The sequence below is a fragment of the Calidithermus chliarophilus DSM 9957 genome (assembly GCF_000430045.1).
In the GTDB taxonomy this organism is placed as follows: Bacteria; Deinococcota; Deinococci; order Deinococcales; family Thermaceae; genus Calidithermus; species Calidithermus chliarophilus.
In genome coordinates, this window is the sequence record NZ_KE387027.1 from 98762 (window position 1) to 110680 (window position 11919).

The 11919-nt window shown below is 69.1% G+C and carries 9 protein-coding genes; 6 read left to right on the plus strand and 3 right to left on the minus strand.

Features of this window, described 5'->3' with window-relative positions:
• The first annotated feature begins 112 nt into the window (after positions 1–112).
• From thyA to MEICH_RS0117535, 4 genes are all read left to right on the plus strand, one after another.
• A complete protein-coding gene (gene thyA / locus MEICH_RS30790; protein ID WP_476695758.1) occupies positions 113–1471 on the plus strand; it encodes a thymidylate synthase in 1359 nt (452 codons plus the stop codon).
• 1 nt (position 1472) lies between these two features.
• Entirely contained in the window at positions 1473–2030 is a 558-nt protein-coding gene (locus MEICH_RS25850; RefSeq protein ID WP_084542408.1) for a dihydrofolate reductase, read from the plus strand.
• A gap of 95 nt (positions 2031–2125) precedes the next feature.
• Positions 2126–3994, plus strand: a complete 1869-nt coding sequence (locus tag MEICH_RS0117530) for an ABC-F family ATP-binding cassette domain-containing protein (protein WP_027893667.1) — start codon at positions 2126–2128, stop codon at positions 3992–3994.
• 374 nt (positions 3995–4368) lie between these two features.
• The gene (locus MEICH_RS0117535) at positions 4369–5646 is read left to right on the plus strand and encodes an LCP family protein (protein ID WP_245587706.1); all 1278 of its coding nucleotides are present in this window, start codon (positions 4369–4371) and stop codon (positions 5644–5646) included.
• 248 nt (positions 5647–5894) lie between these two features.
• Here MEICH_RS0117535 and ftsH read toward each other — a convergent pair whose 3' ends face one another.
• Positions 5895–7757, minus strand: a complete 1863-nt coding sequence (gene ftsH / locus MEICH_RS0117540) for an ATP-dependent zinc metalloprotease FtsH (RefSeq protein ID WP_027893669.1) — start codon at positions 7755–7757, stop codon at positions 5895–5897.
• Positions 7758–7925: 168 nt separating this feature from the next.
• On the opposite strand from ftsH, the gene MEICH_RS0117545 reads away from it, so the two are divergent.
• Complete coding sequence (locus tag MEICH_RS0117545; RefSeq protein WP_027893670.1) at positions 7926–9308, plus strand: tetratricopeptide repeat protein; 1383 nt, start codon at positions 7926–7928, stop codon at positions 9306–9308.
• 182 nt (positions 9309–9490) lie between these two features.
• Here the strand turns inward: MEICH_RS0117545 and MEICH_RS0117550 are convergent, their stop codons facing one another.
• Both MEICH_RS0117550 and MEICH_RS0117555 read right to left on the minus strand, forming a co-directional pair.
• Positions 9491–10153: a ribonuclease H1 domain-containing protein gene (locus MEICH_RS0117550; protein WP_027893671.1), complete on the minus strand. Its 663-nt coding sequence runs from the start codon at positions 10151–10153 to the stop codon at positions 9491–9493.
• Between the two features lie 4 nt (positions 10154–10157).
• Complete coding sequence (locus MEICH_RS0117555) at positions 10158–10499, minus strand: winged helix-turn-helix domain-containing protein (RefSeq protein ID WP_027893672.1); 342 nt, start codon at positions 10497–10499, stop codon at positions 10158–10160.
• 48 nt (positions 10500–10547) lie between these two features.
• On the opposite strand from MEICH_RS0117555, the gene MEICH_RS25855 reads away from it, so the two are divergent.
• A partial coding sequence (locus tag MEICH_RS25855) for a M3 family oligoendopeptidase (protein ID WP_245587707.1) occupies positions 10548–11919 on the plus strand: 1372 nt, incomplete at its 3' end.

Genomic DNA, 11919 nt, shown 5'->3' on the forward strand with positions numbered 1-11919 from the left:
GGGGGGATACCCCTCCCCGCGCGCGGGGAGGGACGGGGAGGGGCCCACCACGAGCCACGAGCTGACGGCTGAAAGCTGCCCGCTGCCCCCTTGCAGGGTTATCATGCGGGCGATGGAGCCTTACCTCCAACTCCTGCAGCACGTCCTCGAGCACGGCACCCTCAAGTCCGACCGCACCGGCACTGGCACCAAGTCGGTGTTCGGGTACCAGATGCGCTTCGACCTGAGCGCCGGGTTCCCACTGGTGACCACCAAGAAGCTGCACGTGAAGTCGATCATCCACGAGCTGTTGTGGTTTTTGCGGGGGGATACCAACAACACCTACCTCGAGGAGGCCGGGGTTTCGATATGGCGGGAGTGGGCGGCTCCGGACGGTGCCTTGGGGCCCATCTACGGCAAGCAGTGGCGGCGGTGGGAGGCGGTAGAGTTCGTCGTGCCCAGGGTGTTTGAGGCCCCGAAGGTCGCTCTGAACCCTGAATTGGTCGCAGGGGTGGGCTACGCTACCCAGAGGCGGACCGAGAACCCCTGGACGGCCCACCTCTACAGCGTCTGGAGTGAGATGCTCCACCGCTGCTACAACCCCTCGCGCAAGCACTACGCCGACTACGGTGGCCGGGGCGTCTTCGTGGACTCGAGGTGGCACAGCTTCGAGAATTTCGTCAGCGACGCGCTCAAGCTCCCTAACGGCCTGCTCAAGTACGAATACCCGGACGACTACGAACTCGACAAGGACTACTACGCCTCCAACAAGTACGGTCCCGACACCTGCATCTGGCTGACCCGCAAGGAGCAGAACATCAACACCCGGCGGGCGCAGGCGGTCCGGGCGACCCGCGCCGACGGCGAGGAAGTGGTGTTCATGGACGTGGCGGGGTTTTGCCGGGACCATGACCTCGACGAGTCCAGCGTGTACAAGTGCCTGCGGGGGGGAAAGGAGCAGCACAAAGGCTGGACGTTCGAAGCCGTGGCGAGCGAGGGCCTGCTCCCCAGGGTCCGCTTGGTCGACCAGATCAAGGAGGTGGTCGCGGGCATCAAACACAACCCCGACTCCCGCCGGCTGGTGGTGAGTGCCTGGAACGTGGCCGACCTGCCCCGCATGGCCCTGGCCCCCTGCCACACCCTCTTCCAGTTCTACGTCGCGGGCGGCAAGCTCTCCTGCCAGCTCTACCAGCGCAGCGCCGACGTCTTCCTGGGCGTGCCCTTCAACATCGCCTCCTACGCCCTGCTCACGCTGATGATCGCCCAGGTCACGGGGCTCGAGCCCGGCGAGTTCGTGCACACCCTGGGCGACGCCCACCTCTACCTCAACCACCTCGAGCAGGCCCAGCTCCAGCTCACCCGCTCCCCGCGCCCGCTGCCGCAGATGGTCCTCAACCCGGAGCGCAAGCGGCTCGAGGACTTCGTCTACGAGGACTTCACCCTCGTCGGCTACGACCCCCACCCCCCCATCAAGGCCCCCGTGGCGGTGTAGCGTGCTCTCGCTCGTCGTCGCCATGGCCGAGAACCGGGTCATCGGCCGGAACGGGGGCCTGCCCTGGCGCCTGCCCAACGACCTCAAGCACTTCCGGCGGCTCACCACCGGCCACCCGGTGGTCATGGGCCGCAAGACCTACGAGTCCATCGGCAAGCCCCTCCCGGGCCGCACCAACGTCGTCGTCACCCGCAGCCCGGACTACTCGGCCCCCGGCTGCCTGGTGGTGAACTCGCTCGAGGCCGCCCTGCAGGTCGCGGAGGCAGCCCCGCACGACCCCGCCGGGCCCCGCGAGACCTTCGTCATCGGCGGCGCCGAACTTTACGCCCAGGCCCTGCCTTTGGCCGACCGCATCCACCTCACCCTCGTCCACGCCGAGGTCGCGGGCGACACCTTCTTCCCCGACCTCGACCCGGGCGCGTGGCGCGAGGTCTCCCGCGAGGACCACGAACCCGACGAGCAGCACGCCTACGCCTACAGCTTCGTCACGCTCGAGCGCCGCGAGCGGGAGCGCCCCCACCTCCCCGCACGCCAGCACTACGAAATCCCCTTTTCCTGAAGGCAGCCCCGCCCCCATGACCCCATGCCCCGCGCCCCGGGCCTATCCTCGCTGAAGGCTGACGGCTGCCCGCCCCTTCCGCTAAACTGGCCTTCGTGCGCGTGGTCTTTGCCGAAAACCTCGAGTACTCCCTGGGCGCCCGCGACCTGCTGGAAGGGGTGAGCCTCGAGCTCTACCACGGCGATCGGCTGGCGCTGGTGGGGGCCAACGGCTCGGGCAAGACCACGCTGCTGCGGCTGCTGACGGGCGAGCTCGAGCCCGTGCGCGGGCGGGTGCACAGGCCCGAGGGGGTCTACCTCGAGCTGCTCGAGCAAGACCCCCGCTTCGGGCCCGAGGACACCGTAGAGAGCGTACTCAAGAGCGGCTTCGCCCGGCTGGAGCGGCTCGAGGCCGAGCTCGCGCGGCTCGAGACCGGCCTGGCCGACCCCGAGGTCTACCACCGCTGGGAGGAGCTGCACGAGCGCTTCGAGGCGCTGGGCGGGTACAAGCGGCGCTCCAACTACGAGTCGGTGCTCAAGGGCCTGCGCTTCGAGGGGCGCGAGGGCGAGCGGGTGGCGGTGCTCTCGGGCGGGGAGGCCCGGCGGCTGGCGCTGGGGGCTTTGCTGCTCTCCGGCGCCGACGCGCTGTTGTTGGACGAGCCCACCAACCACCTCGACCTCGAGATGGTGGACTGGCTCGTGGGCTTTTTGGGCGGCTACGGCGGGGCCGCCATCACCATCTCCCACGACCGCAACTTCCTCGACCGCGTGACCCGGCGCGTGGCCTGGCTGCGGCGGGGCAAGCTGCGCTTTTACGAGGGCAATTACTCGGCCTTCCGCGTCCAGCGGGCGGCGCAGGAGGAGCAGGAGGCCCGCGAGTACGCCAACTGGCTCAAGGAGAAGGAGCGGCGCGAGGGCATCCTCGAGCAAGCCCGCCGCTGGGCGCCCTCGAGCGCCAAGCACGCCCGGCGGATGCACAGCCTCGAGGCCCGCATGGAGCAGTTTTTGCAGGAGGCCCCGCCCGAGCTCGAGGGCCCCGACGCCGTGGTGCGGATGCGCTTCCCCGTCGAAGCCCCCGGCCCCGGGCGGGTGCTGGAGGCTTCCCGCCTGCGCAAGGGCTTCGGGGGCCGGGTGCTGTTCGACCTCGAGCACCTGCTGGTCTCGAGGGGTGAGCGCGTCGCCGTGATCGGCCCCAACGGGGCGGGCAAGACCACCCTGATCAAGGTGCTGCTGGGCCAGCTCCCCTCCGACGACCCCGCCGGGCGCATCCGCACCGGCCCGGGCGTTCGGGTGGGCTACTACGACCAGAAGCTCTCGGGCTTCGACCCCGAGCTCACCCTCTTCGAGACCCTCTACCGCCTGCTGGGGGAGAAGGCCCACGCCGCGCTGGGGGCCTGGATGTTCCCCTACGAGGCCCAGTTCAAGCAGGTGAGAAACCTCTCGGGCGGGGAGCGAGCCCGGCTGGCCCTGCTCTCGCTCTCGCTGCAACAGGCCAACCTGCTGGTGCTCGACGAGCCCACCAACCACCTCGACCTCGAGACCGTCGAGGCGCTCGAGCAGGCCCTCTTGGCCTACGAGGGCACCCTGCTGCTGGTCTCGCACGACCTGTTCTTCCTCGACCAGCTCGCCACCCGCACCTGGCACGTCCGGGACGGCCGCTTCGACGACTACCCCACCCCGCCCGGCGAGTACCTCGAGCGCCGCAAGGTGGCCGTGGTCCCCGAGCCCAGCCGCCCGGCCCCGCCTGCCGCCCCGGCCAAGCCCCAGCCCAAGCGCGAGAAGAGCAAGTGGCACCTCGAGCGCGAGCGCGAGCGGCTCGAGGCCACCATCGCCGAGCTCGAGACCCGGCTCAGCGCCCTGCACGCCGAGGCCAACCAGCCCGGCCTGACCCCCCAGGACTATGCCCGCATCGCCGCCGAGGAGGCCGAACTGCGGGAGCGGCTCGAGGGGCTCTACGCGCGCTGGGGGGAGTTGGCGGACGTGTAGCGTGGGATGTCGGTGGTCGATAGCCGGTAGCTGATAGCCGATAGCTAAACGCAAAACGCGAAACGCGGGTCGTACGTTGTACGTCCTGCGTCGTACGCAAAACGCCCAACGCCGAACGCCCAACGCCGAACGCCCAACGCCCAACGCAATACGCCAAACGCAATACGCCAAACGCAATACGCCAAACGCAATACGCCCTGGCCCTCGACCCTTGACGCCGGTGGGCAGGAGTTCCCCGCGAGCTCGCGCCACGAGCCACACGCCGCGAGCCCTTGACCGCCCGCCGGCTATGCCCGCGAATACGCCATACTTTTCATCCTCATCTGCTAAGGTGGGGGATTGAGAGGGCGGTAGGCCCTCGAGGGGCGATGGGCATGCGTATCGTGCGATGGGTTTTACTCCTGGCGGTCCTGGTCGGGGTGGGGTGGGTCTACAAGACGGTTTCGGGGGTGGCGGGGAACGCCTCCCCCGCTACCTTGTTCCGGATCGTGCAGCAGCCGCGGGACTTCTTCCTGGGCAAGGAGCGGGTCAACGTCCTGATCGTGGGCAAGGACTACAACCGCGACGCGCGCGGCATGCCCTACACCAAGAACGCCCGGGCCGACACCATCATGCTGCTCTCGCTCGACCTCGCCAGGCGCCAGGCGGCGGCCGTCTCGGTGCCGCGCGACACGTACGTGGTCGCGCCCGACGGGGTCGGCGGCAAGATCAACGGCACCTTCAGCCGGGGCGGGGTCGAGCTGCTGAAGCAGACCCTCGAGCGCACCTTCGACCTCACCATCGACCACCACGTCGTCATCAAGGACACCGCCATCAAGAACATCGTCGACGCGCTGGGCGGGGTGTGGGTCGAGACCATCGACGAGATGCACTACGACGACAACTGGGGCGGGCTGCACATCCACCTGCCCAAAGGGCGGCAGTTCATCAACGGCGAGCAGGCGGTGGGCTTCGTGCGCTTCCGCGAGGTCAACACCTACAAGCTCGACCGCTGGGGCAACCGCGTCCCCATCTACCCCGTCAAGCACTCCAAGGAGGAGGGCGACATCCGCCGCACCGAGCGCCAGCAGCAGCTCGTGCGCTCCATCGCCCAGCAGGCCACCACCCCGCAAAACCTGCTGCGCCTCGAGGCCATCGCCGACGTGGTGTTCCGCGAGGTCGAGACCGACCTCTCGAGGCCCCAGATCCTGGCCCTGGGGGCGCGCTTCGGGCGCTCGGGGCTGAGCGACCTGCAGAGCACCACCCTCCCGGGGCAGGGGGGCTACTACGGCGGGGCCTACTACTACAACCTCGACCGTGCGCGCTCGCAGGCGCTGGTGGACTGGCTCCTCAAGGGCGACGAGGCGGCCGGGCGGCGGCTGGTACGGGTGAGCGTGTACAACGCCTCGAGGCTGGGCGGGGTCGCCCGGGCCACCGCAGGCCGCCTGGGCCAGCAGGGCTACCGCATCCAGCGCACCGACACCGCGCGCGAGGCGAGCGAGGTCTCGAGGGTCATCTACAAGCAGGCCGCCTTCGAGGCCCGCGCCCGCGAGATCCAGCAGTTCCTGGGCATTGCCGAGCTCCACAAAGACCCCGACCACCCCGAGGAGGCCGACGTGATCGTGACGATCGGCAAGGACCTGGGGCAGCGGATGCTGGCTTCGGGGCGGTGAACGGATGCGGGTCGTCGTCGTACGCAAAACGCAAGACGCAAAACGCAAAACGCCCTTTGTTTACCCCCCTTAGCAAGGGGGGCCAGGGGGGATACCCCCTCCCCGCGGGCGGGGAGGGCAGGGGAGGGGTATAGGAAGGGCCGGGTCTCAGACCCGGCCCTTCAGCGTCTTGCGTCTTGCGTTTAGCGTTTGGCTATTGGCTATCGGCGTTCGGCGTTCAGCGTTCGGCCATCGACCCTCGCCGTCCCTTACCCTTCCGCCGCCGTGGTGGTCTCGGGCGCCTTCTGGTTCTGGGTCTCGGCCAGGATTTCCCGCACGCGCTTGCCCAGGATGGTCTCGCTCTCCAGCAGCTCCTCGGCCACCTTGTGCACGGCAGGGGCGTGTTCTTGCAGCACCTGCTTGGCGCGTTCGTAGGCTTTGTCGAGGATGTGCTCGATGTCCTGGTCGATGAGGCGGGCGGTCTCCTCGGAGTGGTCCTTCTTGCGGGCGATCTCCTCGCCTAAGAACACCGGGCCGGAGTCGGAGCCCCAGGCCAGGTTCTTGAAGTGCTCGCCCATGCCCCAGTCGAGCACCATCTGCTTGGCGAGTTGGGTCGAGCGCTTGAAGTCGTCGGCGGCGCCGGTGGAGACGGAGCCGATGAACAGCTCCTCGGCCGCCCGGCCGGCCAGCGACATCGCGAGGGTGTCCTCGAGGTACTCCTGCCGCATCAGCACGCGCTCCTGGGGCATGCTCCAGCGCACCCCCAGCGCCATGCCGCGCGGCACGATGGAGACCTTCTCGGTCTTGTCGCCGTGGGGCAGCACCTCGCCCACGATGGCGTGCCCGGCCTCGTGGTAGGCCACCGCCCGCTTCTCCTCGGGCGACAGCCGCAAGGAGCCGCGCTCGAGGCCCAGCACCACCTTGTCGAGCGCGAGGCGGAAGTCCTCCATGTGGATCTGGGTCTTGCCGCTGCGGGCGGCCTGCAGGGCGGCCTCGTTGACCAGGTTCTTGAGGTCGGCGCCGCTGAAGCCGGGCGTGATCTGGGCAATCTCGGCAGGCTCGACGTCGGGGCCGATGGGCTTGCCGCGCATGTGCACCAGCAGGATCTCCCTGCGCTCCTCGAGGGTCGGCAGCCCGATGACCACCTGGCGGTCGAAGCGGCCCGGGCGCAGCAGCGCGGGGTCGAGGATGTCGGGGCGGTTGGTCGCGGCCAGCACGATCACGCTGGTGTCCTTCTCGAAGCCGTCCATCTCCGAGAGGATCTGGTTGAGCGTCTGCTCGCGCTCGTCGTGGCCCCCGCCGATCCCCGCGCCGCGCTTGCGGCCGATGGAGTCGAGCTCGTCGATGAAGATGATGGCCGGGGCGCTGCGGCGGGCCTCGTCGAAGAGCGAGCGCACCCGGCTCGCGCCCACGCCCACGAACATCTCCATGAACTCCGAGGCCGAGACCGAGAAGAACGGCACCCCCGCCTCCCCGGCGATGGCCCGCGTCAGCAGGGTCTTGCCGGTGCCGGGCGGCCCCACCAGCAGCACGCCCTTGGGGATCTCCGCCCCGATGCTGATGTACTTCTGGGGGTTCTTGAGGAAGTCCACGACCTCCATCAGCTCGCGCTTGGCCTCGTTGTGCCCGGCCACGTCCTTGAAGGTGGTGTTGACCCGGCGCTCCTTGCCGTACTGGCGGGCGCGGCTCTGGCCGAACTGCATCACCTGGCCGGCCCCGCCCTGCGCGCGCATGAAGAAGAAGTACCAGAAGCCGATCAGCAGCAGGATGGGCAGGAAGCTGAACAGGAGCTGCGGCCAGATCGAGGCCTGGCGGGTGACCACCTCCACCCCTTGCTGCTTGAGCAGGGGGATGAGGTTCTGGTCGGCGAATTCGCGGGGGACCGAGGGCAGGCTGAAACGGCGCTCGACGACCGTGCGCCCGCCGGTCTCGATGCGCTCGGGCACCTTGAACTGGCCCGAGATGCGGCCCTCCTCGAGCACCACCGTCTGTACCTTGCCCTGCTCGACATAGCTGAGGAACTCACTGTACGAAAGCGTGGCCCGGTTGCCGCTGCCGCCGAACTGGCTGAACAGCCAGTAACCCAGCAGCAACACGATGACAATGGTCCAGGGATTGATGCGTGTGGACAACGTAACCTCCTAAAAAACAATGGTACTCCAGTCCGGAATGAGGAATGGGTGCTGGCATGCGGAGGGGAGCCCTGGGCCACAGCGCCCAAACCGTGCCGCAAAGCGCCGTGCGGCGGTTGTCACCCTCGTCATTTTGCCCTCCGGCTCCTGCGTGTTATCGTGCCCCTGATGCAGCGGGTGTTTCAGGCATTGCAACAAGGGGATTACGACACCGCCTTCGAGGTTTTGGTGCGCACCCTGACCTTCGCCCAGGGCAACGAGGCCGCCGAGGCCGCGCTGCTGCTGGCCGAGGCCTACACGCTCTACGGCGAGGGCGGCATCGAGGGGGCTTACCGCGCCCTCGAGCACGGCGCCACCGCCGTCCCCACCCTCCAGGAAAACCCCCTCTTCCGCGCCCTGCTCGCCGAGGTGCGGGCGCTGGAAGGGGCCCCCGAGCACGAGATCCGGCCCCTGCTCGAGCCCAGCGACGACCCCCGGGTGCGCTTCCACCAGGCCCAGACCCTCCTGTACCTGGGCGTGCCCGAGGAGAGCATCACCCTGCTGGGGCAGGGCCTCGAGCTGCCCGAGTTCCTGGCCTGGCGGGCTGAGAACCTGCTGGGCAAGGCCCACGAGCGCATGGGCCAGGCCGCCCAGGCCGCTGAGGCCTACCGCCGCGCGGCGGCGATGTCGGTGGGCATGGAGCGCTACTGGAACCTGCTGGACGCGGCGGCGATGTCGGTGGAGGCGGGCCAGGGGCGCGAGGCGCTGGAGGCGCTGGAGGCCGCCGTGAGCTACCTCAGCGCGGCCGAGGGGCTGGGGGCCTCGCTCGAGGACCCCGAGGACGCGGCCACCCGCCACTACCTCACCGCGCGGGCCCAACTGCTCCTGGGCAACCCCAGCCTGGCGCTCGAGGCCATCCAGCAGGCGCGGCTGCTCGAGGAGGCCGGGGCCGAGCGGGCCCACGGCACCCCGCTGGTGCAGGGCCAGGCCCTGATGCAGATGGGGCAGTACGCCGAGGCCATCCAGGCCTTCCAGGAGGCCGTCGAGCGCTCCGACGGCACCGACCGCACCTACGCCCTGCACGAACTCGCCGTCGCCGCCCTTGACTCGGGCGACCTCAACCAGGCCGAGACCGCGCTGCGCCAGGTGATCCGCGACCCCGACTACGACTACCCCGGCGAGGCCCTGGGCGACCTGGCCGAGGTGCTCTACCGCCAGTCGCGCTACAGCGAGGCCGAAGAAGCGGCGCGCGAGGCCCTCGAGGAGGGCGCCCTGGCCGCCGGGCACATCATCCTGGGCCACCTGGCCTACGACCTGCTCAACTTCCAGGAGGCCCTGAGCCACTACCGCGAGGCCGTCGCCGAAGCCCCCGAGGGCAGCCGCGACTGGATCACTGCCCAGGAAATGATCGTGGACACCCTGGCCCAGATGGGCTACGAAAACCCCGCCGAGATGCTCTCGCGCAGCCACGAAGTGCTTCCCTACCTCACCGAAGCCGACGAGTGGCGCCAGACCCTCACCGCCTACGCCGAGCGGGCCCGGGGAATGCTGGGGGGACGGACGTTGAATTAGCGGGCAGCTTTCAACCTTCAGCCGTCAGCGGAAAGCGAAAGGCCCGTGGTATGTGGTTACCCCTGCCCGCCGGCGTCGAGGGTCGAGGGCCAGGGCGTCTTGCGTTTGGCGTTTTGCGTCTTGCGTACGACGTAGGACGTAGGACGTACGACGCCGTACGCAGGAGCACGACCCGCGCTCCCTCACTTCCGCCCATAATCCGCCGGATTCTCGCCCCAAGCCTCGGTATCCCACTTGAGCACGCGGTTGGGGTAGGAGTAGCTCGCCAGCCAGGCTTCGGCGCGCTCGAGCCGCTCGCGCAGCTCGGGGCTTAGCTGCTCGCGGAGCTGGGTCCTGGCTTTCTTGCCGCGCAGCCAGGCCATCGCCGTCACGGAGTCGGTGTAGACGGGGCGGGGGTCGCCGTTTTTGACGCACAGGGCCAGGGTTTCCACCAGGGCTAAGAACTCGCCGACGTTGTTGGTGCCCCGCGCGTAGGGCCCCCGGGCGAAGACCACCTCGCGGCTTTCGGTGTGGACGCAGCGGTACTCGAGCACCCCCGGGTTGCCGCTGCAGGCGGCGTCCACGCTGTAGCTGTCCCAGACGGGCGGGTTGGCCAGGATGCGCCGGGAACCGGCTTTAGGCGTAGCGGCGCCAGTCGCTCCCGATCGGGAATCTGCCTTGGGTTTTTGGCCGATGTGCTGCTGGGGGTTGCCGCCGAAGGCGGCGCGGGCGGCCTCGAGGCTCTCGAAGGCCTTGTACTTGGCACCGGCGTAGCCCTTCACCTGGGCCTCGGCGGCGCTCCAACTGTCGAAGATGCCCTTCTGGCGGCCTTCCCACACGACGTAATACTTGGTCTTCTTCGCCACCGCCCTACTCTACCGGCTCGAAGGCCTGGGCGAACTGCTCGCGCACCACCCGCTCGAGGCCCTCTACCACCTTCGCGTAGCGCGCCAGCAGGGCCTGGGCCTCGGGCGTGAGCTCGCTGCCCCCGCCGCTCTCGCCGCCCGAGTGCTTGCGGAGCAGGGCGAAGCCCAGCCGCGCCTCGGCCTCGCGCACCTGCTCCCAGGCCTTGCGGTAGCTCACCCCGATCCGGCGGGCCCCCTCCTTGAGGCTGCTGTGCTCGGCTACGGCCCGCAGCAGCCGGTACAGCCCCGGCCCCATCAGGTACTCGCCGGAGGGGGTCTCGAGCCAGAACTTCACCCGCGGGCGCATGGCCCCAGTTTACGCGCGGGCCGCGGGCAGGGGGATACAATCGGGGACATGGTCAAAACCCTACCCCCGCGCTCCGAACTGCCCAAGGAACAGACCTGGAACGTCGAAGCCCTATTCCCCTCGGTCGAAGACTGGCACAAAGCCCTCGAGGCCGCCCTGGCCTCGGTGGCCGAGCTCGAGCCCTTCAAAGGCCAGCTAGGGGCCTCGCCCCAGGCGCTGCTGCAGGCCCTGCAGACCCGCGACCGGCTGCAACTCGCCGCCGGCAAGGTGTTCATGTACGCCAGCCTCAACCAGTCCACCGACGGGGCCAACCCGCTCTACACCACCATGTTCACCCAGGCCCGCGGCGCGCTCGCCCGGCTGGGCGCGGCGGCGGCCTACATCGAGCCCGAGATCCTCACCATCCCCCCCGAGCGGCTCGAGGCGTGGATGCAGGCCGACCCCGAGCTCGCGGTCTACCGGCACTACTTCGAGGCGCTGCACACCCGCAAGCCCTTCGTGCGCAGCGGCGAGGTCGAGGCGGTGCTGGCGGCGGTGAGCGACCCCCTGGGCGGGCACAGCGCCACGGCCTCGGCGGCCACCAACGCCGACATGACCTTCCGCCCCGTCGAACACGCGGGGCAGGTTTACCCGGTGGCCCACGCCACGGTGGGCGAGCTGCTCGTCCACCCCGAGCCCGCCGTGCGCCGCGCGGCCTGGGAGTCCTACGCCGACGGGCACCTGGCCTTCAAGAACACCCTGGCCTCGGCCCTGCAGGGCAGCGTCAAGGCCTACGCCTTCCAGGCCAAGACGCGGGGCTACAAGAGCAGCCTCGAGATGGCCCTCTGTGTGAGCCGCACCGTGGACAACATCCCCCGCGCGGTCTTCGACAACCTGCTGGCGACCTTCCGCGCCAACCTCCCCACCTGGCACCGCTTCTGGCGGCTGCGCAAGAAGGCCATGGGCGGCAGGCTCCACGCCTCCGACGTCCCCGTCTACGACTCGCCCGCCCCCATCGCGCCCAGCCCCAAGATCACCTTCGCCGAGGCCTGCGAGGTGATCTGCCGGGGCATGGAGCCTTTGGGCCGGGAGTACGTCGAGCCCATGCGCCGCGGCCTGTTCGAGGAGCGCTGGGTGGACTGGGGCCAGAACCAGGGCAAGCGGGCCGGGGCCTACTCCTCGGGCCTGAAGGGCACCTTCCCCTACATCTTCATGAGCTGGAGCGACGACCTCTACTCCATGATACCCTTTCCTGTTGTATCCTTCGTTTATGACCGTAGCCGACCATCTAACCTTGAGCGAGCTATGGCGGAGGGTCAAGAAGGCCAAGGATCCGATAGAAAGGACCCGCTTCCTGGCGGTCTACCACGCCAAGCGGGGGCTCACCGCCAAGGAGATCGCCAGGATCACCTTGAACAGCTCCCGCTGGGTGCAGGCAACG

Bases quoted from the DNA above. Each gene is read 5' to 3' on its own strand.
- thyA (WP_476695758.1), top strand. From the start codon at position 113: ATGGAGCCTTACCTCCAACTCCTGCAGCACGTCCTCGAGCACGGCACC.
- MEICH_RS0117535 (WP_245587706.1), top strand. From the start codon at position 4,369: ATGCGTATCGTGCGATGGGTTTTACTCCTGGCGGTCCTGGTCGGGGTG.
- MEICH_RS0117545 (WP_027893670.1), top strand. From the start codon at position 7,926: ATGCAGCGGGTGTTTCAGGCATTGCAACAAGGGGATTACGACACCGCC.
- MEICH_RS0117555 (WP_027893672.1), bottom strand. From the start codon at position 10,499: ATGCGCCCGCGGGTGAAGTTCTGGCTCGAGACCCCCTCCGGCGAGTAC.